The sequence below is a fragment of the Kitasatospora sp. NPDC018058 genome (assembly GCF_044327205.1).
Taxonomy (GTDB): domain Bacteria; phylum Actinomycetota; class Actinomycetes; order Streptomycetales; family Streptomycetaceae; genus Kitasatospora.
This window is the reverse complement of sequence record NZ_JBIRFA010000034.1, coordinates 45,791-72,669: the sequence shown is the minus strand read 5'-3', so window position 1 is coordinate 72,669 and position 26,879 is coordinate 45,791. Positions and strand designations below refer to the sequence as shown.

Sequence of the window (26,879 nt, the reverse complement as noted above, 5' to 3'; positions counted from 1 at the left end):
GTGCGTCAGAGGACGTCGAGGGCGGCTGCGAGATCGTCCAGCTCGTCCTGGTCGATCGTGGAGAGCGTGAGATCGGCGGCGACCACGGCGCCGGCGTCCGGACGGGCGGCGTACGCGACGAGGGCGGTGAGCATCCGGAACCAGGACTCGGCGAGGGCGCGCACCTGCGGCTCGTCGAGCACGCCCGGCACCCAGGCCCAGTCGGCGTGCAGGACGGGCCCGTCCGCCGAGTCGAGGACGAACGCGTTGACCTCGACGGCGTGCGCCATGGGCATGCCGGGGCCGGGCGCGTCCAGCCGGGCACCGTACTCGGGCAGCAGCTGCCAGTCGGCGCCGCCCGCCCCGCCGAGACGGCCGAGGTAGTTGAAGCCGAGCTGCGCCGGGTCCGTGGCGGCCAGCACCTCGCGGGCGTGCGGGTCGAGATGGCGCAGCAGGCCGTAGCCGAGCCCCTTGCGGGGGATCGCGCGCAGCTGTTCCTTCACCCGCCGCAGGGCCAGGGCGACGGTGGGGCCGCCGTGCGCGGCGTCGGGTGCGTCCAGTCCGTCCAGCTCGAAGCGGGTGGGGAAGATGGTGGTGAACCAGCCGACCGTGCGGGAGAGATCGGCCTCGGCGGTGATCTCCTCACGGCCGTGTCCCTCCAGGTCCACCAGGATGTTCGGCCCGCAGGCGGGCCAGCGGGCCAGGGCGAGTGCCAGGCCGGTCAGCAGCAGCTCGTTGGTGTCCGCGCCGAGCCGGTCGGGCACCGACGTCAGCAGTGGGCCGACCGTGGCGGCGGGAAGGCTCAGGGCGAGGTGCGCGGCCAGGTCCTCGTGGTCGCGGGCCGGGTCGAGGGGGCGGCGGCCCATGGTGTCGGCTCCCGGGCGCAGCACGTCGTTCCAGTACGGGAGTTCGGCGGTGCTCCGGTCGTCGGCGGCTTCCGCCGCGAGCAGTTCGGACCAGCGGCGGAAGGAGGTGGGCACGGGGTCGAGGCGTGGCGCGCGGCCGGCCGTGACCGCCGCCCATGCCTGCGCCAGGTCGCCGGTCAGCACCCGCCAGGAGATTCCGTCGACGACCAGGTGGTTGACGACGAGGGCGAGGCGGCCGGGCCGGGCCGGGCCCGCGTCGAACCAGACGGCCCGGACGAGCACGCCGTCCTCGGTCGACAGGCGGTCCCGGGCCGCGTGCACCTCCCGTTCGACCTCGCGGGCGGTTTCCGCGCCGTCCGTTCGGACCCGGAGGAGACGGTCCTCGGCCCTGACGGTGCCGGCCGCCCGGGTGTGCGGCACTCCGTCGACCATGTGCAGCCGGAGCATGTCGTGCCGGTCGAGGACCGCCTGCAGCACCGTGTGCGCGGCCTCCTCGGTCAGTTCCGCCGGGGTGCGCACCACCAGGAACTGGTAGTAGCTGTCGGCCGGTCCGCCGCGCTCGCGCAGCCAGTGCATGATCGGCGTCGGCCGGATCGGTCCGACGCCGTCGTCCTCGCCGGCCCGGCGGGCGGGCGCCAGCGGTCGGGCGGTGGCGGCCAGGGCCGCCACGTCCGGCTGGGTCAGCACGTCGCGGACGGTGACGGCCAGTCCGGCCCGGCGGGCGGCACCGACGACCTGGACGGCGATGATGCTGTCGCCGCCCAGTCGGACGAAGCCGTCCTGCGGTCGGACCTGCGGTATCGCGAACAGGTCCGCCATTACGCCGCACAGGATCTGCTCCGGCGTTGTCACGTCGTTCTCCATCGTTGTCTGCCTTGTTCTCGCTCGTTCTCGTTCTGTCGCGGGCTTCTCAGGCGGTGCGGACCGTGCCGAACAGCGTGCGCAGCCGTGCCCGGTCGACCTTTCCGTTCGCGGTCACCGGCAGTTCCTCCAGCGCGTGGAAGTGTTTGGGCACCATGTACGCGGGCAGGTGCGCGGCGCAGTGTTCGGCGAGCAGTTCGGGCTGCGTGCCGTCGGTTGCCGTCGGGGTGTAGGCGGCGCCGAGCCGGCGGGAGCCGGCGACCTCCACGGCCACCACCACGGCCCGGCGCACGCCCGGCAGCGCGTTGAGGACCGCTTCGACCTCGCCGGGCTCGACGCGGTAGCCGTTCACCTTGAGCTGGTCGTCGACCCGTGCCACGAAGTGGAAGTCGGTGCCGTCGAAGCGGACCAGGTCGCCGGTGGCGTAGCAGCGGCGCGCCGTGCCGTCGTCGTGCGGCAGGGTGCGGAACCTGGCGTCGGTGAGCTCCTGGTCGCCGAGGTAGCCGAGGCCGACGCTGTCGCCGGCGACCACCAGTTCGGCTTCCTCGCCCGGGGCGAAGGGCCGCAGCGCGCCGTCCGCGTGGCGGAGCAGTTCCGCTCCGGCGACCGCGCGTCCGATCGGCGGGTGGTCGGGCCAGTCGGCGGCCCGGTCGGGCGTCAGCCGGTGCTGGGTGACGACGTGGGTCTCGCTGGGCCCGTACTCGTTGATCAGGGTGATGCCGCCCGACGCGCAGAAGCTGCGCACCTCGGCGTTGACGACCAGGCGCTCGCCCGCCACGGCGATCTCCCGCAGGTCGGGCATCGCGTCCGGTTCGAACACGGCGGCCGTGGCCAGCGCGTGCAGGCCGACCACCGGCAGGAAGAGCCGGGCCACCCGGTGCTCGCGGATCACGTCCATCAGCGTGAAGGGGTCCTGGCGCTGGTGGTCGTCCACGACGACCAGCCGGGCTCCGGCGAGCCAGGTGGCGACGAGTTCCTCGTAGCCCACGTCGAAGCCGATGGACGCCGCTTGCAGGGTGTGCGGCGGGCGGTCGTGGGACCAGTGCCGGACGTGCCAGTCGCCGAGGGCGGCCAGGACTCCCGGCGGCACGGCCACCGACTTGGGCTCGCCGGTGGATCCCGAGGTGGGGATGACGTAGCCGACCGGTCCTTCGCGGGGTACCTCCAGCGGGTTGCCGCGCACCTCGTCGACGGTGTGCTCGCTGCCGTCCGGGCCGGTCGGCCCGGCGTCGTCGGCGCGCAGCACGAGGTCACTGAACCGGGTGATCTTCGCGGCCCGGGGCGCGGGCATGCCGGGGTCGACGCAGACCACGCCGGCCCCGGCCCGCCAGGCGCCGAGCACGGCGGCGCAGCGCGTCCAGGACCGGTGGCCGTGGACGGCGACGATGTTGCCCGGTCCCAGGCCGCGGGCGGCGAGGCCGCCGGCGATCTCGGCGGACAGCTGGTCGAGTTCGGCGTAGGTGTGCTGGACGCCGCGGTCGACGACCGCCACCGAGGCGTGGTGGCGGCGGACGGCGGCGAGCAGGGGGTGGATGAGCGACCGCCGTGAACCGCTCGCTTCGGTGTACATGGAAGTCCCTTCTCGGGTCGTGTCCGTCGCGGGGTCAGGCATCGGGCGTCGAGGTGCACTCGGCGATCAGGGCGGCCAGCCGGTCCAGCCCCGTCTCGATCTGGTCGGGGGTCAAGGAGCTGCAGGAGAGCCGTAGTTGGCGGCAGGTGTGGTCGTTGTCGCTGAAGTGGCGCATCGGGGTGAAGAGCACGCCGTGCCGTACGGCGGCGTGTTCGAGCAGTTCGTCGGTGACGGGGAACGGCACGGTGAGCACCACGAAGAAGCCGCCCGCGGGGGTGTTCCAGCGCACCCCGGGCAGTTCGGCGAAGCGTCGGTGCAGGCCCTGGAGGAGACAGCCGAGGTTGCGTCGGTAGATGCCGATCTGGCGCCGGTTGGCGTGCAGCAGGCTGCCGCCGTGTTCCAGCAGCATGCCTCCCACCAGGGCCTGGCTCACCGGTGAGGTGTTGACGGTGACCATGCTCTTGGCCCGCGACAGCTCGTCGGCGAGCAGGGTCTCCTCCGGGCCCACGACGCGCTGGTCCGCCACGGCGAATCCCACCCGGGCGCCGGGGAAGCAGGTCTTCGCCAGCGACCCGAGGTAGACCACGCGCTGCCCGGTGTCGAGCGCCTTCAGCGTCGGGGGCCTGCCGCTGTCGGCTGCCCGGAAGTAGCCGTAGGGGTTGTCCTCCAGGAGGAGGATGTCCTCCTGGGCGGCGATCTCCAGCAGCCGGTGACGGGTCCGCACGTCCATGGAGTGGCCGCTGGGGTTGGAGAAGTCGGGCACCAGGTACAGCGCCCGGGGCCGCTCCCCCGCCGCGCGGACCTCCCGGATCCGCTCCAGCACGTCCTCGGGGCGGACACCCCGGGGGCCTTCGTGGACCGACCGCACGGGCAGGTCCACCAGGCGGGCGGCGCCGGTCAGGCCGACGTAGGTGGGGTCCACCGCGAGCACGACGTCACGTTCGGTCGCGCGCAGGGCGCGCAGCACCAGCCACAGGGCCTCCTGGGCGCCCACGGTGACCACGATGGCCTCCGGGTCCACGGTGATGCCCTCGTCCCGTTCGAGCTGCCGGGCGATGAGTTCGTGGATGATTCCCTTGGTGCGGCCGTACTGGAACAGCTCGCGCCGTACCCGGGCCTCGTCGTAGCCCTTGTGCTCGGCCAGATGGCGGCGGTAGGTGTCGAGGTAGCGGTGCAGATCGGCCGGGTCGAAGAGGTCCTCGGTGGGCCGGCCGGGGGCGAAGGAGACCGCCGCGGGGAAGCGCCCGGCCACCTCGTTGAGGAAGTTCATCGACAGCAGGGCGGGGTCGGCGAGCGAGGCGTGCAGATCCGCGCGGTCCAGTACCGCGGGTGCGGTCATCGGGCCGCCCCCCGGACCGAGAGCCACGGCGCGTCGGCCGGGCCGTGGCAGCCGGACAGCTCCAGGGCGAAGCGCAGTTCGGTGCGCAGCAGACGCAGGACCCGGCTCACCCCCTGCTCGCCGTCGGCGGCCAGGCCCCACAGGACGGGCCGGCCCAGCAGGACGCCGCTCGCGCCGAGTGCCAGGGCCTTGAGGACGTCGGTGCCGCTGCGGATCCCGCTGTCCAGCAGCACGTGGCAGCGGGTGGGGACGGCTTCGCGTACGGCGGGCAGCATGTCCACGCTGGCCACCGCGCCGTCCAGTTGGCGGCCGCCGTGGTTGGAGACGACGATGGCGTCGGCGCCGACGGAGGCGGCGGTGGCGGCGTCGCCCGGGTCGAGGATCCCCTTGACGATCAGGGGCAGCCGCGTCTCGCCGCGGAGCCGGGCGAGGTCGTCCCAGCCCAGGGAGCGGGCGAAGGTGTCGGCCGTGTGTTGCGCCACGGCCGAGACACCGGGCTGCCGCTCCCGGGCGCGGCGGGTGTCGGCCGGGTCGAGGTGGACGGCCGTCACGTCGGAGGGCAGCGCGAAGCCGTTGCGCAGGTCGCGCAGCCGCCGGCCCATCGAGGGCACGTCCACCGTGACCATCAGCGCCGCGCAGCCGGCTTCCTCGGCGCGCCGGACCAGTTCGGTCGTGGCCGCCGGGTCCTGCTGGCAGTAGAGCTGGAACCAGGTGGTGCCGCCCAGCGCGGTGACGGCCTCGATCGGTTGGCTGCTCAGCGTGCTCACGGTGAACGGCACGCCCGCGGCCGCGGCCGCGCGGGCGGTGGCGAGTTCGCCCTCGGGGTGGACCAGCCGCTGGTACGCCATCGGTGCGACGGCGACCGGCAGGGCCGCGCGGGCGTCGAGGAGTTCGGTCGCGGTGTCGCACCCCGTCCCGCCGACGAGGACCCGGGGTACGATCCCGATCCGGTCCAGTGCGGCGCGGTTGGCGGCCACGGTCAGTTCCTCGCCGCTGCCGCCCTCGATGAAGTCCCAGACCTCCCGGGGCAGTGTCCGGCGGGCGAGTTCGGCGAACTCCTCCAGCCGTACGGGGTCGCGGCCCGTGCCGTGAGCGCTCACCGCGGCACCGCCCCGGCGCTCAGGCGCTCCGCCTCGACGGCTTCGTACAGCGCCTTGATGTTGCCGTTGCCGAAGGTACGGGCGCCGAAGCGCTCGATCACCTCGTGGAACAGCGTGCGCCTCGGATGGGTGGAGCGGGTGAAGATCTGGAACAGCTGGCCGTCGTGGTCCTCGTCGACCAGGACGCTGATCCCGTGCAGCTCGGAGGTGCTGTGCCGGGTCAGTTCGAGGCGGTCGGCGAGCATCGTGTAGTAGGCGTCGGGGACGCTCAGGAACTCGACGCCGCGCTCGCGCAGCGTGCCGACGGCCCGGACGATGTCGCGGGAGGCGAAGGCCAGGTGCTGGACGCCGGCGCCGCCGTGTTCGGTGAGGAAGCGGTCGATCTGGCCGGGCTCGGCGCTCGTGTCGGGCTCTATCAGGGTCAGGGTGACCTCGCCGGAGGCGCTCTGCACCACCTTGGAGTCCATGGCCTGGGCGCCGACCCTGATCAGCTCCTGGAAGACCATGCGGAAGCCGAGCACCCGCGTGTAGAAGTCCACCGTGCGCTCCAGTTCCCCGGACGGCAGGCAGACGGCGAAGTGGTCGATTTCCTCCAGGAGTTCGTCGCCGCGGTCCTGCGCGGCGTCCGGCAGCGCGGTGAAGCCCGGCGGGAGTGCGGTGGGCCCGGGATCGACGAGCGTGTGCACCACGTCGCCGAAGCCGGCCAGCACCGCCGTGGTCCGGCCGTCGGGGTGGCGGCGCGGCACGGCGAGCGGCACCGCTCCGCGGGAGACCGCCTCGTCGAAGACGGCGGGTACGTCGGCCACGGTCAGCGCGATGTCGGCCACGCCGTCGCCGTGGGCCAGGACGTAGCCGGCGCCCGGGTGGTGCGGCGAGTGGGCCTGAGTGAGGACGAGGACGATGCGTCCCTGGCGCAGTGCGAGGGACTGCGCCTGCGCGGAGGAGGCGCGGGCCACCGGGCGGAAGCCGTAGCGTTCGGTCAGCTCGGCCGCGGCCGAGTCGACGTCGGCGACGTGGAACTCGACATGGCTGATGCCGAATGCGGGAGAGAAGGTCATGGTTGGGCCGTTCGTCAGAGGGCGGCGGTGTCGGGGGACGTGAGCGAGGCGATCCGGGCCGGGAGGTCGCGCCAGGTCTCGGGCGTGTAGAAGTGGCCTCCCGGCAGGACGTCGTGGCGGAACGCGCCGCTGGTCAAGCCCGCCCAGCGGGAGGCGACGTCGTCCCCGATCACCGGGTCCCGGTCGCCGGAGAACACCTGGAGCGGCACGTCGATCCGGGTCCCCGGGGCGTAGCGGAAGGTGTCCCGGGCGCACAGGTCGGCACGCATCAACTCCACTGCCATCTCAGTGAGTTCGGGTTCATCGAGGACGTGATCGGGCAGCAGGCCGTGGGTGCGCATCCAGTCGAGCAGTTCGTCGTCGCGCTGCCCCTGGGCCAGGAAGCGGTCCCGGTCGGTCACCCCCCGGTCCGGGGCGTTGCAGGCGGAGACGACCAGCGCCTGTGGCGCGGGGACGCCCGCCGCCGCGAGCCGGGCGGTGACGTCGAAGGCCATCCAGCCGCCCATGCTGTGGCCGAACAGGACGTACGGTCCCTGCGCCGCGACCGAGGCGACGCCCCGCGCGGTGTCCGCGGCGAGCTCGGTCCAGGTCTGCGCGTACTCCTCGGCGAAGCGCCCTTCACGCCCCGGGTAGCAGATCGCCACCAGGTCGACGTCGTGCGGCAGCGCCGGGATCCAGGAGTGGTAGGTCGCGGTGCCGCCGCCGCAGAAGCCGAGGCACACCAGGGTGCGGGCCGGGTCACGGCTGTGCTTCAGGCGCACCACGGTGGTGTCCGGGGCGCTCACGAGGCCGCTCCCGCACGGACGGACTCCGCGTGGCGGGCCAGGTCCCTCAGCCGGGGGAACCGGTAGACGTCCTTGGTCCGCAGCACGATCCCGGCGTCCCGCTTGAGGCGGGAGACCACCCGCAACGCCACCAGCGAGTGGCCGCCGAGGGCGAAGAAGTTCTCGTCCGCGTGGACGGTTTCGCGGCCGAGCACATCGGCCCACACGTCGGCGATCAGCCGTTCGAGCTCGGTCCGCAGAGGCTCTGCGGCGGTGTTCGGCACCGACGTGACGGCGGGCAGCGCGGCGGTGTCCACCTTGCCGTTGGGAGTCAGGGGCAGCGCGTCCATCGACACGAGGGCGGACGGTACGAGGTGCCCGGGCAGCGTGGCGGCACAGTGGGCGCGCAGGTCGTCGCCGCTCACCGTCCCTCCCGGTGCCGGGACGTAGTAGGCCGCGAGGAAGGTGTCCCCGTCCGGGCCCGAGCGCAGCGCGGCGACGGCGGCGGTGACGTGGGGGTGTGCGCGCAGCCGGTCCTCCAACTCGCCGGGCTCCACCCGGAACCCGCGGATCTTGATCTGGCGGTCGGTGCGGCCGAGGAACTCCAGTGCGCCGTCCGGCCGGCGCCGGACCTCGTCCCCGGTGCGGTACATCCGGGTGCCGTCGGCGGCGAAGGGATCCGCGACGAACCGCTCGGCGGTCAGTCCCGGCCGCCCGACGTACCCGACGGCCACGGCCGGACCCGCCAGGTACAGCTCTCCCCTGGTGGCGGGCCTGAGCGCGCCGTCGAGCACATGGGCGCGCACGTGGGCCAGGCCGTCGCCGAGGCGTGGGGCGTCTCCGGTGATGCGGGTCGCGGTGGCGTCGACGGTGCATTCGGTCGGACCGTAGAGGTTCCAGGCCTCCAGCGGCTCCGCCCGGGCCAGCAACCGCCACAGCTGCTCGGGCACCGGCTCGCCGCCGAGCAGCAGCCGCAGGGCCCGGCCGGGCCGCAGCCGCGGACCGATCAGCTGCCAGTGGGACGGGGTGGAGTCGAGGTCCGTCACGGCGTGCTCGTCGAGCAGCGCGTCCAGCCGGCCGGGGTCGGTGCGGTCCTCGTCGGTCAGGACGACCAGGGTGTCGCCCCGGCAGACCCTGACCCACTGCTGCACGGACGCGTCGAAGGACAGGCTGGCGTTCCATCCGACCACCCGGTGCCCGGCCGGGTAGACGCCGCGCTCCTCCAGGCCCGCCACCAGTGCGGCGACGCTCGCGTGCGCGACCTCCACCCCCTTGGGGCGTCCGGTCGACCCCGAGGTGTAGATGACGTACGCCGGGGCGGGCGAGTCGCCCACGACGTCGTCCGGTTCCTCGTCGGGCCGGCCGGGCTGGTGGGGGCTCAGCACCGGCAGGCCGTCCGCCCACGGGAGCCGGCCCGTGTCCGAGATCACCGCGCGCAGTCCGGCGTCGGCGGCGACGAAGGCGAGCCGGTCGTCGGGGTACGCCGGATCGAGCGGCACGTAGGCGGCGCCCGCCCGCCATACGGCCAGGGGGGCCACGACCCAGTCCGTTCCCCTGGGCACGCTCACCCCCACCCGGTCGCCGCGGCCGATGCCGAGCGCGCGCAGCGCCCCGGCCAGCCGGGCCGTGCGCTCGCCCAGTTCGGCGAAGGTGAGGGTCCCGTCGGCACCGTGCACCGCGGCCCGGTCCGGGAACGACCGGGCGCTCTGCACGAACCGGCGCACCAGGACCTGCGGGTCAGCCATGGGACACCGCCGTGGCGGCGGTCGCGCGCGGGGCGACGGTCGGTGCGCAGTCGTACACCGAGACCGGCTCGCCCATGGCGACCACGATCCGGCGCTCGCCCCGGAAGGGGTCGCGGGCGTGCGCGGTCAGGACGTTGTCGACCAGCAGGAGGTCGCCCGGCTGCCAGGCGCGGCGCACGGTGGCGTTCTCGTACGCGGTGTTGATGGTCTCCAGGTCCGCCGCCGTCAGCGGGATGCCGTCGCCGAGCCCGGTGTTGAACGGAAGCCCGTCCGGCCCGAGTTCGTCCAGCAGGACCTCGCGGATCTCGTCATCCAGGGAGAACTGGCTCCAGAACGCCAGGTGGTTGAACCACACGTCCTCTCCGGTGTGCGGGTGCCGGACGATCCCGGGCCGCACCTGGCTGGTGCGCAGAAGACCGTCCGCATCCCAGGCGCAGGAGATGTGGTTCTCGGCGCAGTACTTCTCGACCTGCTCGGGGGACTCCGTCCCGAACGCGGACTGCCAGGCGACCGAGAGGCTTTCCGAGTAGGTGCGGGTCAGGATCCAGCCGGACGCGCGCATCCGCTCGACCAGCTCGGCCGGAAGGGCGCGCAGCACCTCGCGGCAGTCGGCGACCGGGGTGGCGCCGCCCTCCTCGGGCGCGGTCAGGCAGCCGAAGAGCAGCAGCCCCGGGAAGGTCAGGGTGTAGCTGTTCTCGTTGTGCGGCCTGATCGCCTGCCCGGCGGGCAGGTCCGTGGAGGAGAAGACCCCGCCGCCGAAGTCGCTGCGCGGAGTGGCCTTCTCCCGGTACGGGGTCGCCCGCGGGATCAGCTCGTCGCGGACCAGGGCGAAGTCCTCCACGCTGCGGACCGGCAGCCCGCGCAGGTACACCGCCCCGTAGCGGTGCAGTCCGGCCCGCAGGTCGTCGTGGTGGTCCGCGAGCCAGGCGCGGGCTTCGGCCGCGTCGACCAGCTCGGGTGCCTGGACGGTGGCGGGGGCACCCGGTTCCGTGCGCCAGTCGAGGGCGCTGCCCTGGTGGGCGCCGCTCACCGGTGAGTTGTCCGTCGGTACGCCGGTCACTGCACACCGCCCGGGGCCGGTGCGGCGTGGCGCAGCTCCAGGGTGCAGCACTTGACGCTGCCGCCGCCCTTGAACAGCTCGGAGAGGTCGACGCCGATCGGCTCGAACCCGCGCTCGGCCAGCCGGTCCATGAGACCGCGCGCGGTCTGGGACAGCAGCACGTGGTGCCCGTCGGAGATCGCGTTCAGCCCGAAGGCCTCGGCGTCGGCCTCGGTGGCGAGGAGCGCGTCGGGGTACAGCTCGCGCAGGATCTCGCGGGACTCCGGCGAGAAGGCGCCCGGGAAGTACATGATCTCGTCGTCGTCGAGCACGGCGAGCGCGGTGTCCAGGTGGTAGAAGCGCGGGTCCACCAGGGTCAGGCTCACCACCGGGACGCCCAGCACCTGCTCGGCCTCGGCGTGCGCGGCCGGGTCGGTGCGGAAGCCGGTGCCGGCCAGGATCCGGTCGCCGACGACCAGGTAGTCGCCCTCGCCCTCGTTGATGTGGCGGGCGGCGTGCACCTCGGTGTAGCCGTTCCGCTCGAACCACGCCTGGTAGGCGGGCGCCTCGGCGGCGCGTTCGGCGTGCCGGAACCTGGCCACCAGGACACGGTCGTTCAGGACCGTGGCGCCGTTGGCGGAGTAGACCATGTCGGGCAGGCCGGGTACGGGTTCCACCAGTTCGACGGTGTGACCGAGCTCCTGGTAGAGGGCGTACAGCCGCTCCCACTGCAGGACGGCCAGCGCCGTGTCGGTCGGCTTGGCCGGATCCATCCACGGGTTGATGCGGTAGTCGACGGTGAAGTGGGAGGGGCGGCACATCAGGTAGTGCCGGGGACGGGCGGTGCGCTGGATCGGCATCGGGTCACGCCTCCTTGAGGGCGGCGATCAGGCTCGCCGGGCGCAGGTCGGTCCAGGTGTTCTCGATGTGGTCCAGGCAGTCCTGGCGTCCGGCCGGGCCGTGGGTGGCCGTCCAGCCCGGGGGGACCGCGAGGGAGGCGGGCCACAGGGAGTGCTGGTTCTCCTCGTTGACCAGGACGAGGTAGGTGGCGTCCTCGTCCTCGAAGGGGTTGGTCACGGATGCTCCTGTTGCGTCGTGTGACGGATGACGTCGTGTCGAAGGGATGGTTCGCCGGCGATGCGCCAGCCGCTGAGCGGAGGTGAGATCGCGAGCGCGCGGCGGCAGATGGCCAACGCGGCGGCTCTGGCGGTCAGTCCGGGCGTCGCCACGGTGAACATCCCGAGGCGGATGTCGTGCGGGCGGGCCTGCACGCTGACGTGCTCCAGGCGTTCCCCGGGGGCTGCCGCGGCCCAGAGCAGGTCGATGATGTGGCGGCGGTCCGGCGGGCGGACCGCGACCGGGTCGGCAGCGGTGAGGGCGATGAGGGTCAGCTCCACGCCGGGCTGCGTCAGTCCCAGATGAGGCCGTCGGCGGCCACGGCCGGTCCTGCCGCGTGGAGCGCCCCCGCGGCGCGCACCTGCGGGTGCCCCTGCCCACCGGACTGCCCGGCGGACTGCCCGGCGACGGCGGTCGCCAGGACGATGGCAGCGGCGCAGGCCGCACGGACGACGTGGATGCGAGAAGTCATGGCGGTGCCCTCATCGGAAGTGGGAGAGAGGTGGCCGGGTGAGCCCCCGGCGGGCGCCCGGCACCGGCCGGAGCGACGTGTCCATCCTCGTCGCCCGGGTTCCCCCGGGGGAACGGGTTCAGGACCGGCAAAACCGTCCAGGCCGCTTTGTGACACCCGCTCACCTGCGTAGACCCGGACGTGTATCGCCCGTAGATGCCCGGCGTGCAGGCTGGACGCAGATCCACCGGGTGACCACAGGAGGGAAGGCGGTGTCCGTGACGCTCTGCCTGGAGACGCTGGACCAGACGGTGTACGAAGAGATGCTCAGCCACACGGCGCTGGGCGTGGACGAGCTCGCGGCCAAGCTGGACGTCGGGCCCGACCACATCCGCGACTGCCTCGACAGGCTGTTCGCGCTGCAGTTGGTCCAGGCGTCCTTCGAGACTCCCAGCAGGTTCACCGTGGTGGACCCGGTCCTCGGGATGAAGCGACTGCTGGAGCAGCAGCACGAGGAACTGGTCCGGAGCCACCGCCAGGCGGCGGGCAGCCAGCAGGCCCTGATCAGGATCCTGGCCGGCGCCGGCGGCGGCGCCCAGCAGGCGGACGGCGTCGAGCGGCTGGCCGGGCTCGACGCGGTGCAGCGGCGGTTGGAGCGTCTGGCCCTGGAGGCCGGGAACGAGATCCTGACCTTCATGCCCGGCGGGCCCCAGTCCCCCGCCTCGCTGGAGGCCGCCCTGCGCAACGACGCCCTCGTCCTGCAGCGCGGCGTGGCGATCCGCACCATCGGCCTGGACGCCGTCCGCGGCGACGCCGCGACCCTGCGTTACACCCGCGCGCTGGTCGGGCGGGGCGGTGAGTTCCGTACGGCCGCCGCGCTGCCGACCCGCATGGTGGTGGTCGACCGGGCGTACGCCCTGGTGCCGATCGATCCCGCGGACAGCCGCAAGGGCGCGCTCTTCCTCTCCGCACCGGGCATGATCGCCCCGCTGCTCGCCCTGTTCGAGCGGGAGTGGGGAGCGGCCGTACCGCTCGGCAGCGACACGTCCGACGCCTCGTACGTGCCGAACGAGCAGGAACGTGGCCTGCTGGCCCTGCTCGCGCAGGGCCACACCGACGAGTCCGCCGCGGGCCACCTGCACATCTCGGCCCGCACCGCCCGGCGGATCATGGCATCGCTCATCGAGCGGCTCGGCGCCCGAAGCCGCTTCGAGGCCGGCCTGCGCGCGGCCCGGCTCGGCTGGGTCTGACCGTTCCCGGGCCGTGAGCGGGACCCGCCCGACGGGTGACGTGCCAATGTCATGATCTTGCCCCTTAGGATGACGTCCCGTACACCGGTGTGCACCCAGGACTGGAGACCAGCCGCCGGTGAGAGCTGTGCGGCCCCGGGGGGACTGTGGAATTCTTCGTGCTCGGACCTGTGGGCATTCGCGTCGGCGGGTCCGTCGTGTCCGGTGGCCCCCCGCAGCAGCAGGCGACCCTGGCCGCGCTGGCTCTCCGTTCCGGCCATGTGGTTCCCCTGCACGAGCTGATCACCGCCGTGTGGGGCGAGGCGGCACCGGACTCCGCGGTCATGATCCTGCGGACGTACGTGTGGCGGCTGCGCAAGCTCCTGGAGGCCGGTGGCCGCGATCCGCAGGTGCTGGCGTCCGCGAACGACGGCTATCGGCTCGCGGTGCCGCCGGCGTCGGTCGACGCCGTCCGGGTCGAACAGCTGGCCGCCGACGCGGCGCGCGCCCGCGAGGCGGGCCACTACGACGCGTCCGCCGAGTCGTTGGCCGAGGCCGTTTCGCTGTGGCGCGGAGAGCCGCTGGCGGGGGTTCCCGGGCCGTTCGCGCAGAACCAGCGCTCCCGCTTGTCCGAACTGCGCCTCCACCTGCTGGAGGAGCGCTTCGACCTCGACGTCCTGTTGGGGCGGCACGCCCAGGCGGTCCCCGAACTGACCGGCTTCATCCACGAGGAGCCGCTGCGCGAGCGGCCGTACGGGCTCCTGATGCGCGCGCTGTACGCTGCCGGGCGTCAGGGCGACGCCCTGGCCGTGTTCGCCAGGGCGCGCGAGGTGCTGGCGGACCAACTCGGGCTGGACCCGGGCCCCGAACTCCGCGCGCTGCACGGCCGGATCCTGGCCTGCGACCCCGTACTGGCCGCCCCGGTACCGGCACCCGCCGGCACCGGGGCGGTGCCGGCGCGGGCGGAGGCCGGCGCGGGCGGGGAGCCGGGTCCGGCCCCCTTCGTCCGCCCGGCCCAACTCCCCGCCGGCATCGCCGACTTCACTGGCCGGACCGCCGAACTCGCCGCCCTGTCGGACGCCCTCGCCGACCGGGACCGCACCGCCCTGGCCGTCGCCACCGTCAGCGGGATGGGCGGCATCGGCAAGAGCGCGCTGGCCCTGCGGGCGGCACATCAGGTCAAGGAGGAGTTCCCCGACGGCCAGCTCTACGCCGACCTGCGCGGCACCGGCACGGACCCGGCCGATCCGGGAACGGTCCTGGCCAGTCTCCTGTCCGCCGTGGGGGTGCCCCGCCGGGAGATACCCGGCTCGTTGGAGGACCGGGCCCGGCTGTTCCGGACAGCCCTCGACGGCCGCCGGGTGCTCCTCCTGCTCGACGACGCGCGCGACACCGCCCAGGTCAAACCCCTGCTCCCGGGGTCCGCCCGCTGCGCGGTGGTGGTGACCAGCCGGGCCCGCCTCGCCGGCCTGCTGTCGGGCAGCCACGTCCAGCTGACGGAGTTCAGGCCGGCGGAAGCCCTCGGCCTGCTGAGGCAGATCGTGGGCCCGGAGCGAGTCGACCGGGAAGGGCCCGCCGCGGCCGCGCTCGTCGGCGCGTGCGCCCACCTGCCGCTCGCGGTGCGCATCGTGGCCGCACGGCTGGCGGCCCGGCCGGGCTGGACGATCGCACACCTCGTGGTCCGGCTGGCCGACCAACGGCGACGACTGGCCGAGCTGCGGGCCGACGACCTGGCAGTCGCCGCCGTCTTCGAACTCGGCTACCGCCAGCTGACGGACCGACAGGCGGCGGTGTTCCGCCGGCTGGCCTCCGTGGCCCGGCCGAGCATCGGCCTGGCCGCCGCGGCCGCGGCACTGGACCTGGCGGAGGCGGACGCGGAGACGCTGCTGGAAGCGCTGGTCGACGCCGCGCTGCTCGAATCGCCGGAACCGAGCCGGTACCGGTATCACGAACTCGGCCGGGACTTCGCGCTGAACCTGACCGGACCGCACACCGATCGCCCGGACGAGGCGGACTCCGCGGTGCAGCGTCGCCTGCTCCACCACCTGATGGGGATGGCCGCCGAGGCTTTCCAGCGGATCGTGCCCGGGGACCCGGTGCACAGCACGATCACCGCCACGACCGCGGCGCCGGGCGACGAACGGCTCGGGGACCTGGCCGAGGCCCGGGCCTGGGTCGTCGCGGAGTTCGACTTCGCGCTGCATGCCGTCCAGCTCGCGCTCCGACGGCAGGACGGCGCCGAAACGGAACTGCTGACGGTGGCCGCCGACCTCCTGGTGGCCCTCAGCTCGTTCGGTCAGGACATCCCGTACGCACGCATAGCCGTCACCGCCGAGGCGCTCGCCCGGGCCGCGGCCCTGAGCGGGAACCACCGCGCGGCCGGACGCGCCCGTTTCATCTGCGGCAACGCGGCCCTCCAGGCCACCCAGTTGACCCGGGCGCGCGCCAACTCCCACATGGCGGTGGAGGCGTGCCTCCAGGCCGGGGACCGCGCCATCCTCCAGCAGGCGTACAACGACCTGGGCGTCATCGCCCAGTTCGAGCAGCGCTACGACGACGCGGCCGAGTGCTTCGACCGGGCGTTCGCCCTGGCCCGGGAGCAGGGGCACCGCTCGGGCGCGCTGACCATCACGCTCAACGCCGCACTGGCCAGGATCCGCGGCGGTCGCGCCGACGAGGCGCTGCCCGCCTGCGAGGAGGCGCTGGACGCGCTGCACGCGCTGGCGGACTACCACGGTGTCGCACACGCGCTGTGCGTCCGCGGCCAGGCCCTGCACGAACTGGGCCGCCTGCACGAGGCGCTGGCCAGCTACGAGGAGTGCCTCGACCTCTGCGAAACCGTACGGATACCGGGCCAGCAGGCACAGGCGCGCTACCGGTACGCGGACACCCTGAACGCTCTCGGCCACACCGAGCCCGCGCTGGACGCGGCGGCCAAAGCGGTGGCCCACCTTCGCACCGTGCCCGACCGCTACCGGGACCAGGGCTACGCCCTGCTGATCCACGCCCGCATCTCGCTCGACGCCGGCCACCGTGACGACGCGCTGGCACATTCCCGCGAGGCGCTGGAGGTCTTCACCCGGGCCGGACTGCCCGAGGCCGCGCAGGCGCGCCTGATCGTGGACACCGCCGCTGTCCCGCATCCGGCGGCCTGAGCCGGAGACCGCAGCGGGCGGCCCCTTCGGGGATCCGGTCGGCGCTCGTCGGCGGTCGTCGGCGGTCTTGTGGAACGGCGACTTGGTCGTCGTCCCAGTCGGCGGGCGGTGCCACCGCGGGGGACGACCCGGTCGCACCGCCCGCCCGCGCCCGGACGCCGTCAGGCCTTGGTGTTGAACTCCTTGGTCCCCTTGTCCCCCTTGTCGGACTGCCCGGCCGAAGAAGCCAGTCGCGCGTCACCGGAGTGACCCGCGTCGGCCACGGTCCCCAGGATGGCCAGGGAGAGGGCCAGGACGGCGGGAACGAGGAAGGCCAGACGGTGCGTGACGGACTTCTGGATGCGCTGCACGGGAGACCCCTGTCTGTTCGTCCAGGAGCCCGTGGGTGACACCTGGCTTGCGAGTTGTTCTGTGACCGACTATCGCAGGGCTCCATCTACATCTCATATACGCGGTCGCCGACCGCCGGGCGCTGTCCAACCCGGTCGTGCCAGGATGCTCGGCATGTCTGCTCGTGCACTGAGCTTCGGCGCGATCGCGGAAGCCTATGAAAGATTCCGGCCGGGGTATCCCGCAGAGCTCCTCGACTCGGTGATGACGTACGCGGGCCGGCCGGTTCGGACGGCCCTGGAGATCGGTGCGGGGACGGGCAAAGCAACCCGCCTGTTCGCCGAACACGGGGTCATGGTCACGGCGACGGAGCCCGACGCCGCCATGCTCGCCGAGCTGAACAAGACCGTCCCCGCGAACGTGACGACCGTGCGGGCCGCGTTCGAGGACCTGCGGCCGGGTGAAACCTACGGGTTGGTCTATGCGGCGGCAGCCCTGCACTGGACGCGCCCGGAGGGGCGGTGGTCAAGAGTGGCCGCACTCCTGGAACCGGAGGGTGTGTTCGCCTCCTTCGGTGGCCCGGTTCAGCTGGCTGACCCGGCAGTCGAGGAGTCCGTGCGTGCGGCACGGGCTCCGTTCCTGGAAAGCGACGAGGTTCCGTCTCCCGACGGGACTGCTCCGGGTGAGGAGATGCAGTGGCCGGGTACGGAGCTGCAACGGTCTCCGTTGTTCCTCGACGTTCAGCAGGCCGTCATCAAGCGGCGCTTGACGATGAACGCCCCTGACTACGTCGGCTACCTGTCGACCGTCTCGGCGTATCTCCAACTGCCGCGATCGAGGCGCCGGCAGACGTACGACGCGATCACGCGGGTCCTGCCCGAGACAGTCGAGATCGCCGCCGACATCATCGTCCATCTCGCGCGTCGGCGAGCCGAGTAGGGGCGACACTCCTCCTCGGGGGACCACGGCGGGCCTCACGCGGCCGTCTGCGCCAGGACGACTGCCCTCAGTCCGCGCCCCGGGAGGCCCGCAGTGGGCAGGTTCAGGGCACACGGGGGGTGAAAGAGGCTGCTGGCCGGTGAAAACCGGTGAGCACGGTTGTCGCGGGTCAGCCGACCATCGGCGGATTCAGCCGGGCGAAGGCGGCCTGACGGCGGTACGGGAAGTACGGGTACGGCGCGGTGCGGGTGCTGGCGGCGTCCAGGCGGGCGACCTGCTCCTGCGTCAGCGACCAACCGACCGCGCCGAGGTTCTGCCGCAGCTGTTCCTCGTTGCGGGCCCCGATGATGACCGAGGAGACGGTCGGGCGGCGCAGCAGCCAGTTGATCGCCACCTGCGGGACGGTGCGGCCGGTCTCGGCGGCGACCTCGTCGAGCGCGTCCACCACCCGGTGGAGCAGCTCGTCCTCGACCGGCGGGCCGTAGTCGGCGGTGTCGTGCAGGCGACTGCCGGCCGGGAGCGGCTGTCCGCGGCGGATGCGGCCGGTGAGGCGTCCCCAGCCGAGCGGGCTCCAGACCAGGGCGCCGACGCCCTCCTCCTGGGCGAGCGGCATCAGCTCCCACTCGTAGTCACGGCCGACCAGGGAGTAGTAGACCTGGTGGGCGGCGTAGCGGGGGCGGCCGTGGCGGTCGGCGAGGGCGAGGGACTTCATCAGCTGCCAGCCGGAGAAGTTGGAGACGCCGGTGTAGCGGATCTTGCCCGCGCGGACCAGGTCCTTTAGGGTGGCCAGCACCTCCTCGATCGGGGTGCCGGCGTCGTAGGCGTGCAGCTGGAAGAGGTCCAGGTAGTCGGTGCCGAGGCGGCGCAGCGCGTCGTCCACCGACCGGGTGAGCCGGGCGCGGGAGGTGCCGGCGTCCTGGGGGCCGTCACCGAGCGGCAGTCCGGCCTTGGTGGAGATCAGCACCTGGTCGCGGCGGCCGCGGACGGCCTGGCCGAGCACCTCCTCGGAGGCGCCGTCGGAGTAGACGTCGGCGGTGTCGAAGAGGGTGACCCCGGCGTCGATGGCGATGTCGAGCAGGCGGCGGGCCTCCTGGACGTCGGTGGTGCCCCAGGCGCCGAACAGCGGGCCGCGGCCGCCGAAGGTGCCGGTGCCGAGACTGAGCGCGGGGACCTTGAGTCCGGAGGCGCCGAGCCGGCGCCACTCCATGTCGGTGCCGCCCATGTCGGTGGTGGCCGTGCCGGTGTCGGCCGTGTCTGCGGTTGCCATGACAGTACTCCCCTCGAAGCCCATAATGGGACTCCCGTTCCGTTAGGATGTCTAGAAACTAGCAGACTCCACCCGGCTAATGGAACAGGAATCCCGTTAATGGCCCCAGAGCCCGTTGAGCCCTCCACACCCGGCACCGTCCGCCCCGGCGGCCGGACCGCCCGGGTCCGTGCCGCCGTCCTGCGGGCCGCCGAGGACGCCCTGGTCGAGCACGGCTTCGGCGGCCTCGACCTCGGCGACATCGCCCAGCGGGCCGAGGTCGGCCGCACCACCGTCTACCGCCGCTGGGGCAGCACCACGGCCCTGGTCGCCGACCTGCTCACCGACATGGCCGAGCAGTCGCTGCCGCGCACCCACAGCGGCACGCTCGCCGAGGACCTCCGGGCCAACGCCCGCCTGGTCCAGCGCACCCTGGCCGACCCCCGGCAGGGCGCGCTGTTCCGCGCGGTGATCGCGGCGGCCGACGGCGACCCGGGGACGGCCGAGGCGTTGCGGCTGTTCTACCGGCGCCGGGTCGAGGAGTGGGCGCCGTGCGTCACCGAGGCCGTGGAGCGCGGCGAACTCCCGCCGGACACCGACCCGTCGGAGGTGATCCGAGCCGTCTCGGCGCCGCTCTACTATCGGATGCTGACCACCGCCGAGCCGCTCGACGAACCCGCCGCCGACCGCGCCGCGACCGCCGCCGAAGCCGCCGCCCGGGCCGGGGCGTACCGGCGGCAGGATGCCTGAGAACGCGAACGGCCGCACAACGCGCTTGCGTTGTGCGGCCGCCGGTTCATGGACGCCGGTCAGTCCTCGTCGAACTCCTCGTACTCCTCGCGCAGGTTCTCCAGCAGCCCCACCCAGAGGTCGGACTTGTCCGGCCCCTGACCCAACTGCGCCACCAGCGCCTCGAATTCGTCCAGCGCGGTCTGAGTGTCGCCGTTGACGATCCGCTCCTCGAAGCCGGCCAGCAGCCCCAGCGCGCCGATCACCTCGGGCAGCGAGTCGGCCGCCCAGCCGCCGTGGCCGCGTCCGGTGGTCCAGCCGTCCGAGTTGTAGATCTCGACGACGCCGCACTCGGCGTCCACCATCAGGTGCCAGTCGTCGAACTTGCCGACGCAGTAGGCCAGGCCCGCCGGGGAGTCGTCCTCGGGGTCACGGGCATACAGCTCGTCGGTGTCCGCCTCCCACATGCCGCGCTCGGGCAGGTCCGCCGAGTCGTAGCCGACGAAGTCCAGCTCGACGGCCGGAATGCCGACCTCGGTCAGGAACGCCCGGGCCGTGCCCGACTCCAGCCCCTCGGGCAGCGACTCGGGCCGCCACAACGTGCCCTCGCCGAAGCAGGACTCCAGCCAGGCCGCGGTGGGGTTCCTGGCGGCGGCCAGCAGCTCGGCGCGCGGCCCGGCGGCCACATCCGCGCCATCGGTGGCGCCGCTCGCGTCGGTCGCGTCGGTCGCGCCAGTCACATCGGTCGCGGTCATCGCTACGTCTCCCCCGGTCAGAGCGGTGCAGGGCCCCATTCAAGCGCACCGCACCGACAGCAGGTGTCACCGGGTCAGCTCCTCCGGGGCGGCCCGGGCGTCGGCGCGGCGCGGGCCATCGCCGACCCTCACCGCCGACGGGAACGCTCCGTCACCTGATCGCCGCTCAGCGGCTGCGGAGGGCAACCGACCTTCATAGCGTCATCGGCATGATGACCACATCACGAGCACGGGCGTCCTGGCTCACCGCCCTGGTCGGCGCGTTCCTGGCAGCGGGCGCCAACCCGGCCATGGGCGCCGGCCCCGCCATGGGTACCGCGGCCGCCGAGGCCGCCGGCGTCCCGTACTACCACCAGCAGCTCGCCGACGACTGCGAGGCGACCGCACTGCGCATGGTCCTCGCCGCGCGGGGTGTGCGGGCGGACGACCAGCAGATCCTGGACCGGATCGGCGTCGACCGGGTGCACGACGAGTTCGGCCACTCCGGCCCGCTCTCCGGAGACCCCTTCGAGGCCTTCGTCGGCGACCCGGACGGCTCGGAGACGGACGGCACCGGCTACGGCGTCTACTCCCCGCCGGTGGCGAAGGCCGCCCGCTCCTTCGGGCTCACCGTGCTCGCCGACGGCCAGGGCATCTCCACCTCGGCGCTGAAGGACCACCTGGCGGCCGGCCACCCGGCGATCGTCTGGGTGGACTACCTGTGGCGGCACCTGGCGACGACCACCTACACGGCCTACGACGGCAGGAGCATCCCGTACGCGGGGCCCGCCGAGCACACCGTCGTCGTCACCGGCTTCGGTGACGGCACGGTGTCGGTCAACGACCCCGCGCGCGGCCGCACGACGGTCTCCGAGAAGGACTTCGACAACGGCTACGCCACCTACGGCCACATGGCGGTCGTCATCGGCTGACCGGCCGGAACCGGCACCGCGGTTCCGGCCGGCCGCAGGCGAACGCCTAGAAGAAGGAGTCGTCGTCGTCCTCGTAGTAGTTGTTGACGACCACGTGGGGCTCGTCGTCGCTCAGCGCCTCGTTCAGCAGCATGCCGCCGACCAGGCCGGCCGCGCCGGCACCGATCATCGCGCCGGTGCCGAAGCGCCGGCCCTGGTCCTGCTGGCCGGGCACCTGCGGGTGGCCCTGCTGGACCTGCTGGATCTGCTGCGGGTAGCCGGCCTGCGGCGGGGTGTAGAACGGCGGGACGGTGGTCTGCACCCGCTGGGCGCAGGCGGCGCAGGCCTCGACCTGGCGCGGCACGCCCCACTGCGGCTGCCACAGCACGGCGGTCGAGCCGTAGCCGTGCGAGGGGTCGAAGAAACACGTCACGGGTGAACTCCCTGTTGCTGGCTGGGCCTTCGGAACGGCGGGCGCCACCGCGGGGGCAGCTGGGACGGCGGGCACGGGAGCCGGGGCGGGCGTCGGCGCGGCGGGCGCGGGCTGCAGCACGTCGACGCCGAAGTCCGTGGCGATGCCCCCGAGCCCCGAGGCGTACCCCTGCCCGACGGCCCGGAACTTCCAGTCCGCGCCGTGCCGGTAGAGCTCGCCGAAGACCATCGCCGTCTCGCTGCCGGCCTCCGGCCGCACGTCGTAGCGGGCCACCTCGGCGCCGCCGTCCGCGTCGGCGATCCGGATGTAGGCGCCGCGGACCTGCCCGAAGGTCTGCCGCCGCTGGGCCGCGTCGTAGATCGCCACCGCGAAGACGATCTTCTCCACGTCGGCGGCGACGTCCGCGAGCCGGACCTCGATCCGCTCGCGGTCGTCACCGGTGCCGGTGCCGCCCTGGTGGCGGACCGAGCCGTCCGGGCTCTGCAGGTTGTTGAAGAAGACGAAGTGCTGGTCCGTGAGGACCTTCCCGGACGCCCCGCAGAGCAGCGCGCTGGCGTCCAGGTCGTACTCGCCGCCGACCGTCCAGCCCAGGCCCACCCGGGCCACCCGCAACCCGGGGGCCTGCTTGCCCAGGGAGACGTTGCCGCCCTTCGTCAGGGCCACACTCATGGGGTTTCCTCCACCACCGTCCGAAACACGCTGTTCGACCACGACAACGCTGTAGACGTCGCGCCGGTTCCCGGCATCGGAGTCAGTACCGCACCGGGAGTTCCAGCAGGCCACGGGCCCGCATGGTGGGCCGGTGGCGCAGCTCCCCGACCGGGACGTCCAGGGCGAGGCCGGGGAAGCGGCGCAGCAGCGCGGCCAGCGCGAGGGAGGTCTCCAGCCGGGCCAGCGGGGCGCCCAGGCAGTAGTGGATGCCGTGGCCTAGGGCGAGGTGACCGTTCTCGCGGCGGCGCAGGTCGAGCCGGTCGGGGTCGGTGAACTGCTCGGGGTCGCGGTTGGCGGAGGCCAGCGAGAGCAGCACGGTCTCGCCGACCGGGACGGTGACGCCGCCGATGGCGACGTCCTCGCGGGGGAAGCGGCGGATGGCTAGCGGAGCGGGGCCGTCGAAGCGGGCGAACTCCTCGACGGCGCCCGCGATCAGCTCCGGCTCGGCGCGCAGGGCGGCGAGCTGCTCGGGGTGGGTGAGCAGGGCGAGGACGGCGTTGGCGATCAGGTGGACGGTGTTCTCGTACCCGGCGAACAGGATCAGGAAGGCGAGCGAGGTCAGCTCGTCCTCGCTCAGGCGGTCCTGTTCGTCCCGGACCGCGATCAGGTCGGAGAGCAGGTCGTCGGCCGGTTCGCTGCGCTTGCGCTCGATCAGGCCGGTGAAGAAGCCGAGCATCGACGAGACGGCCGCGCGGGCCTGCTCGGGTCGGGCCGGGTCCGGGGTGATCAGGGTGTCGGTCCAGGAACGGAAGTCCAGCCGGTCGTCCTCGGGGACGCCGAGCAGGTCGCAGATGACCGTGATCGGCAGCGGCGCGGCATAGTTCGCCAGCAGGTCGGTGCGACCCAACGGCTCGATGGCGTCGAGGAGTCGCTCGGCGACCCGTTCGATCGGCGCGTGCAGGGCGCTGACCCGGCGCGGGGTGAAGGCCTGCGCGACCAGGCGGCGGATCCGCGTGTGGTCCGGCGGGTCCATGTTGAGCAGGTTGGCGTCCAGCGCGGGCGGCAGCGAGAAGCCCTTGTAGTTGCCGGGTGCGGCATGCGCCCTGTCGAGGGCGAGCCTGGGGTCGGCGAGCGCCTGGCGGACGTCCGGGTAGCGGGTCACCAGCCAGACGGGCAGCCCGTCCGGGCCGACGACCCGTTGCACCGGCGCCTCGGCGCGCAGCTTGACGTAGGCGCCGTACGGGTCGGCGATCAGGGACTTCACGGTCGGGTCGAGGGGTGTCACCCGGTCAGCCTACGGGTACGGAGCGGGCGCTCTGGCGGGGCATCAGCCCGACACCTATTGTCGGTGGACATGACACAGCTTCGCCGTGCCACCAGACGTACCGTCGGCCGCGCCGCCGCTCTGGCCGCCGCCCTCGCCGGGACGCTCGCCGCCCTGCTGGTCCCCGCCACCGCCCACGCCGACCGGGCCGACTGCCGGCCCGTCACCACCGCACCCCTGGACGCCGAACAGGCCCGCCTCCAGGACACCCGGACCGCCGCCTTCACCGAGCGCTCCGGCCTCGACGACCTGCTCGCGGGCTTCCCCGCCGCGCTCTGCGCCGCCCGCAACGCCCACCGGGCCGAGCGGGTCGTGGACGCCTGGGGCCGGGCGCTCTGGCAGGCCGGCGTCGACCGCGCCCAGGACCGTCGGCCGAGCGGCGACCTGCCCGCCCGCGACGACCGCCCGCTGTACTGGACCAGGCTCGCCATGACCACCCAACTCGCCCGCTGGCAACCGAAGTTCGACGTCGACCAGGCCCACCTGCGGGCCCGCTTCGAGGACGCCTCACGCGGCCTGGACGACGGCTTCACCGGCGACCCCGGCATCCGGCGGATCTTCGTCAGCGGCTTCGACCCGTACGGTCTGGACACCGAAGCACGCCGCGCCAACCCCTCCGGCGCGGCCGTCCTACGACTCCACGGACAGCGGATCACCCTCGCCGACGGCAGCACCGCCGAAGTCCGGGCCGTCGTCCTGCCGGTGCGCTACGGGGACTTCGACGCCGGCATCGTGGAACGCGCCTTCGGCCCGCACCTGGTGCCCGGCCCGCAGTCCGCCGACCTGATCACCAGCATCAGCCAGGGCTACCCCGGCACGTTCACCCTGGAGGCCTGGGCCGGCCGAGCCCGCTCCGCCGACCCGGCCACCGACAACGTGGGCGCGCTCTCCGGCGGCACCCGCGACCACCCGGTCGACGCCCCGGGCCTGGCCGACGGCCCCGAGTTCATCCACACCACCCTGCCCACGGACGCCATGACGGCCGTCCAGCAGCCCTATCCGGTCCTGCTCAACACCCCCGTCACCGAGATCCCCGAGGGCTCCACCACCCCCGTCGTCCGCCCCGACGGCCCGACCCCCGGCTCCCGCGCCGTCGCCGGAGGCGGCGGAGGCTACCTCTCCAACGAGGTCGCCTACCGCTCCAACCGCCTCCGCCTCGACCTCGCCCCCGACCTCCCCGGCGGGCACCTGCACACCCCGGTCCTCACCGGGCTCCCGGCGGACCAGGCGCGGGTCACGTCGCCGGAGTTCGAGCGGAACGAGGCGGCGATCTCGGACCAGGTGGGGGTGATCCTGCGCAACGCGAGGCTCTGAGGAGCGGACGACGATGGGGTGCGCCTACGCCGGGAAGGCGAAGCGCGTCCCCGCCGCCCGGGCGCGCGAGCACGCGATCTCCGCGTACGCCGCCTCCCGCCCCGCCCAGTGCGAGCCCTCGACCGACTTGCCGCGTTCGAGGTCCTTGTACACCTCGAAGAAGTGGGTGATCTCCAGCAGGTCGAACTCCGGCAGGTCGCCGACGTCCCGCAGGTCGGCGTAGCGCGGGTCGCGGGCCGGGACGCAGAGCACCTTCTGATCCGGGCCGCGCTCGTCCCGCATCACCCACATGCCGACCGCCCGGCAGGTGAGCACGCAACCGGGGACGGCCGGCTCGCCGCCGAGGACGAGCGCGTCGAGGGGTTCGCCGTCGCCGCCGAGGGTGCCTTCGACGTAGCCGTAGTCGGTGGGGTAGCGGGTGGCCGTGAAGAGGGTGCGGTCGAGGCGGATGCGGCCCGCGTCGAAGTCCATCACATACTTGTTCCGGGCCCCCTGGGGGACCTCGATCACGACCTCGAACTCCACGGACTCCACCGTCGCCTCCTCCTCGGATCCTGGGGAGATGGTCCTGGGGGGATTGTCCGCCGTCAGGGCCCCGTAGGCGGCCACCGAAACGACACCCGCCGTTCGACACCTGGGCCCACGACCGGGACGGCACCGTCGTCGACTCCTGGCGCAGCTACGGCCACTACGTGGTCGGCAGCGGCCTGCGCGTCGTCGAGACGGACCGCCGCCACCCCACCGAGAGCCGGGTGGTGCGGCTGCTGCCCGGCGGACGGATCGAGCGCGGCCCGCTGCTGGCCGACGCCCAGGCCCCGGCGCCGCTGGTCCTGCCGGACGGCACCCTGCTGGTGCTGGACGCGGGGGTGCTGCGCGCGGTCGGGCGGGAGCTGGACGACGCCGTGCTGGCCGAGCTGCACCCGTTGGGCCCGGACGAGCGGCACCGCTTCACCGGTTCGCTGCGCCGGACGGCCGAGGGCCTGGACGTGACGCTCGTCGAGCGCCATCCGACCCGGATGGGCGGTTACACCACCCACGCCTGGACCCTAGGCCTGCACGCGCCGTAGCTGCTCACCGCACCACCGGCAGCTCCAGCACCGCCCCCCACGGCCGCCCGAGGACCCGCCATGCGCGCCGATGCGTCCCCGCCCCTGAGCCGACCCCGAGCCGCTACCCCGAGACGCCCCCGAACTCGCGTACCGCGTCGGTGACGATGGCCTCCAGCCGGGCGTGGTGGGCGCCGCGCCAGTAGGCCTGTCCGCAGTCGACGCACTGGGCGAAGGCGTCGTAGGAGCGCTCGGTGCCGTCCTGGAGCTGCTCGCGCACCGAGGTCTTGGTGACGGTGCGCAGCGTGCCGTTGCAGGTGGTGCAGCGACTCCACGGGGCGAGCGGCGGGGCGAAGCGGGAGAGCACGTCGCGCAGTTGCTCGGCGGGGCGGTGGCTGTAGACGTAGGCGCCGGCCCACAGTTCGCGGCGGCGCAGCAGGCCGCGGTCGCGGGAGAGCATGACGCGCTGCTCGGCGGCGGAGCGGGCGGCCAGGGCGGCGTCGCCGATGTCCGGGTTCTCGTAGGCGGCGTCGACGCCGAGCAGGCGCAGTCGGCGGGCGAGGGTGCCGAGGTGGACGTCCAGCAGGAAGCGCGGCGGGGCGGGCGAGGGCTGCGGCCTGGTCACGGCCTCGACACTGACGTGCTCGGCGTCGACCGGGACGTACGAGTCGGCGACGGGCCGTCCGTCCACCAGCAGGGCCCCGACCTCGGTGAGCGGGACGCCCAGCGACTCGACCACGTGGCCAAGGGTGGAGGTGCCGTCGGTGCGCAGCGAAGTGCGACCGGCCCGCCGGGGCGCGGAGACGAAGAGGTGCAGCTCAGGGGCGAAGTCGAACCAGATCTGGGGTCTGTCCACGCGGCCAGCATGCCAGCGCGCGGCGGGCGGGGGCCACCGTTTTCCGGGCGGCCTGTAGTCGGGGCGGCCTGATTCCCGGGGCCGCCCGTGTTCC

26 protein-coding genes are annotated in these 26,879 nt (G+C 73.5%); 7 read left to right on the top strand and 19 right to left on the bottom strand.

The features are described from left to right. Positions 1-5: 5 nt before the first annotated feature. From ACH4E7_RS34395 to ACH4E7_RS34340, 12 genes are read right to left on the bottom strand one after another with little or no spacing between them, the layout of a single operon-like run. Positions 6-1,697, bottom strand: coding sequence for a condensation domain-containing protein (locus ACH4E7_RS34395; protein ID WP_396253081.1), 1,692 nt, complete (start codon positions 1,695-1,697; stop codon positions 6-8). A gap of 58 nt (positions 1,698-1,755) precedes the next feature. Next, positions 1,756-3,276, bottom strand: a complete 1,521-nt coding sequence (locus ACH4E7_RS34390; protein WP_396253080.1) for an AMP-binding protein — start codon at positions 3,274-3,276, stop codon at positions 1,756-1,758. Between the two features lie 34 nt (positions 3,277-3,310). After that, on the bottom strand, positions 3,311-4,615 hold the full coding sequence (locus ACH4E7_RS34385; RefSeq protein ID WP_396253079.1) for a PLP-dependent aminotransferase family protein: 1,305 nt from the start codon (positions 4,613-4,615) through the stop codon (positions 3,311-3,313). Continuing rightward, on the bottom strand, positions 4,612-5,715 hold the full coding sequence (locus tag ACH4E7_RS34380) for an alpha-hydroxy acid oxidase (RefSeq protein WP_396253078.1): 1,104 nt from the start codon (positions 5,713-5,715) through the stop codon (positions 4,612-4,614). Before ACH4E7_RS34380 ends, ACH4E7_RS34385 begins: the two co-directional genes overlap by 4 nt. Continuing rightward, positions 5,712-6,773 (bottom strand): 4-hydroxyphenylpyruvate dioxygenase, encoded by a 1,062-nt coding sequence (gene hppD / locus ACH4E7_RS34375; protein WP_396253077.1) that lies wholly within the window; start codon positions 6,771-6,773, stop codon positions 5,712-5,714. The genes ACH4E7_RS34380 and hppD overlap by 4 nt, the downstream gene beginning before the upstream one ends. Positions 6,774-6,787: 14 nt before the next feature. Beyond that, positions 6,788-7,558, bottom strand: a complete 771-nt coding sequence (locus tag ACH4E7_RS34370; RefSeq protein WP_396253076.1) for a thioesterase II family protein — start codon at positions 7,556-7,558, stop codon at positions 6,788-6,790. Further along, positions 7,555-9,282, bottom strand: a complete 1,728-nt coding sequence (locus ACH4E7_RS34365) for an amino acid adenylation domain-containing protein (RefSeq protein WP_396253075.1) — start codon at positions 9,280-9,282, stop codon at positions 7,555-7,557. Before ACH4E7_RS34365 ends, ACH4E7_RS34370 begins: the two co-directional genes overlap by 4 nt. Next, positions 9,275-10,312 carry a TauD/TfdA family dioxygenase gene (locus tag ACH4E7_RS34360; protein ID WP_396253074.1) on the bottom strand — a complete coding sequence of 346 codons (1,038 nt, stop codon included), beginning with the start codon at positions 10,310-10,312 and terminating at the stop codon, positions 9,275-9,277. Before ACH4E7_RS34360 ends, ACH4E7_RS34365 begins: the two co-directional genes overlap by 8 nt. A 26-nt stretch (positions 10,313-10,338) precedes the next feature. After that, on the bottom strand, positions 10,339-11,181 hold the full coding sequence (ddaH, locus tag ACH4E7_RS34355; protein WP_396253073.1) for a dimethylargininase: 843 nt from the start codon (positions 11,179-11,181) through the stop codon (positions 10,339-10,341). A gap of 4 nt (positions 11,182-11,185) precedes the next feature. Continuing rightward, positions 11,186-11,398, bottom strand: coding sequence for an MbtH family protein (locus tag ACH4E7_RS34350; RefSeq protein ID WP_097239155.1), 213 nt, complete (start codon positions 11,396-11,398; stop codon positions 11,186-11,188). Next, positions 11,395-11,718, bottom strand: a complete 324-nt coding sequence (locus ACH4E7_RS34345; RefSeq protein WP_396253072.1) for a hypothetical protein — start codon at positions 11,716-11,718, stop codon at positions 11,395-11,397. Before ACH4E7_RS34345 ends, ACH4E7_RS34350 begins: the two co-directional genes overlap by 4 nt. 11 nt (positions 11,719-11,729) lie before the next feature. Next, positions 11,730-11,909: a hypothetical protein gene (locus tag ACH4E7_RS34340; protein WP_396253071.1), complete on the bottom strand. Its 180-nt coding sequence runs from the start codon at positions 11,907-11,909 to the stop codon at positions 11,730-11,732. Positions 11,910-12,160: 251 nt separating this feature from the next. Between ACH4E7_RS34340 and ACH4E7_RS34335 the strand changes: the two genes are divergently transcribed. Together ACH4E7_RS34335 and ACH4E7_RS34330 are read left to right on the top strand one after the other, a co-directional pair. Then, complete coding sequence (locus tag ACH4E7_RS34335; protein ID WP_396253070.1) at positions 12,161-13,138, top strand: LuxR family transcriptional regulator; 978 nt, start codon at positions 12,161-12,163, stop codon at positions 13,136-13,138. A 197-nt stretch (positions 13,139-13,335) separates the two neighbouring features. Continuing rightward, a complete protein-coding gene (locus ACH4E7_RS34330; RefSeq protein ID WP_396253069.1) occupies positions 13,336-16,272 on the top strand; it encodes an AfsR/SARP family transcriptional regulator in 2,937 nt (978 codons plus the stop codon). Between the two features lie 161 nt (positions 16,273-16,433). Here ACH4E7_RS34330 and ACH4E7_RS34325 read toward each other — a convergent pair whose 3' ends face one another. Next, complete coding sequence (locus tag ACH4E7_RS34325) at positions 16,434-16,622, bottom strand: hypothetical protein (protein WP_396253068.1); 189 nt, start codon at positions 16,620-16,622, stop codon at positions 16,434-16,436. Between the two features lie 154 nt (positions 16,623-16,776). Between ACH4E7_RS34325 and ACH4E7_RS34320 the strand changes: the two genes are divergently transcribed. Further along, a complete protein-coding gene (locus ACH4E7_RS34320; protein WP_396253067.1) occupies positions 16,777-17,541 on the top strand; it encodes a class I SAM-dependent methyltransferase in 765 nt (254 codons plus the stop codon). A 169-nt stretch (positions 17,542-17,710) separates the two neighbouring features. Here ACH4E7_RS34320 and ACH4E7_RS34315 read toward each other — a convergent pair whose 3' ends face one another. Continuing rightward, the gene (locus ACH4E7_RS34315; protein WP_396253086.1) at positions 17,711-18,748 is read right to left on the bottom strand and encodes an aldo/keto reductase; all 1,038 of its coding nucleotides are present in this window, start codon (positions 18,746-18,748) and stop codon (positions 17,711-17,713) included. 159 nt (positions 18,749-18,907) lie between these two features. Between ACH4E7_RS34315 and ACH4E7_RS34310 the strand changes: the two genes are divergently transcribed. Then, on the top strand, positions 18,908-19,537 hold the full coding sequence (locus ACH4E7_RS34310; protein WP_396253066.1) for a TetR/AcrR family transcriptional regulator: 630 nt from the start codon (positions 18,908-18,910) through the stop codon (positions 19,535-19,537). A 59-nt stretch (positions 19,538-19,596) separates the two neighbouring features. Here the strand turns inward: ACH4E7_RS34310 and ACH4E7_RS34305 are convergent, their stop codons facing one another. Beyond that, complete coding sequence (locus ACH4E7_RS34305; protein ID WP_396253065.1) at positions 19,597-20,271, bottom strand: hypothetical protein; 675 nt, start codon at positions 20,269-20,271, stop codon at positions 19,597-19,599. A gap of 209 nt (positions 20,272-20,480) precedes the next feature. On the opposite strand from ACH4E7_RS34305, the gene ACH4E7_RS34300 reads away from it, so the two are divergent. After that, on the top strand, positions 20,481-21,182 hold the full coding sequence (locus ACH4E7_RS34300; RefSeq protein WP_396253064.1) for a C39 family peptidase: 702 nt from the start codon (positions 20,481-20,483) through the stop codon (positions 21,180-21,182). A 46-nt stretch (positions 21,183-21,228) separates the two neighbouring features. Here ACH4E7_RS34300 and ACH4E7_RS34295 read toward each other — a convergent pair whose 3' ends face one another. Continuing rightward, a complete protein-coding gene (locus tag ACH4E7_RS34295; RefSeq protein WP_396253063.1) occupies positions 21,229-22,263 on the bottom strand; it encodes a TerD family protein in 1,035 nt (344 codons plus the stop codon). 82 nt (positions 22,264-22,345) lie between these two features. After that, entirely contained in the window at positions 22,346-23,530 is a 1,185-nt protein-coding gene (locus ACH4E7_RS34290; RefSeq protein ID WP_396253062.1) for a cytochrome P450, read from the bottom strand. A 69-nt stretch (positions 23,531-23,599) separates the two neighbouring features. Between ACH4E7_RS34290 and ACH4E7_RS34285 the strand changes: the two genes are divergently transcribed. Continuing rightward, positions 23,600-24,883, top strand: coding sequence for a pyroglutamyl peptidase (locus tag ACH4E7_RS34285; protein WP_396253061.1), 1,284 nt, complete (start codon positions 23,600-23,602; stop codon positions 24,881-24,883). 24 nt (positions 24,884-24,907) lie between these two features. Here the strand turns inward: ACH4E7_RS34285 and ACH4E7_RS34280 are convergent, their stop codons facing one another. After that, positions 24,908-25,408, bottom strand: a complete 501-nt coding sequence (locus tag ACH4E7_RS34280; protein ID WP_396253085.1) for an inorganic diphosphatase — start codon at positions 25,406-25,408, stop codon at positions 24,908-24,910. A gap of 167 nt (positions 25,409-25,575) precedes the next feature. Between ACH4E7_RS34280 and ACH4E7_RS34275 the strand changes: the two genes are divergently transcribed. After that, positions 25,576-25,950, top strand: coding sequence for a hypothetical protein (locus ACH4E7_RS34275; RefSeq protein WP_396253060.1), 375 nt, complete (start codon positions 25,576-25,578; stop codon positions 25,948-25,950). A 103-nt stretch (positions 25,951-26,053) separates the two neighbouring features. On the opposite strand, the gene ACH4E7_RS34270 is transcribed toward ACH4E7_RS34275, so the two are convergent. Then, on the bottom strand, positions 26,054-26,785 hold the full coding sequence (locus tag ACH4E7_RS34270; RefSeq protein WP_396253059.1) for a Mut7-C RNAse domain-containing protein: 732 nt from the start codon (positions 26,783-26,785) through the stop codon (positions 26,054-26,056). Positions 26,786-26,879: the final 94 nt, after the last annotated feature.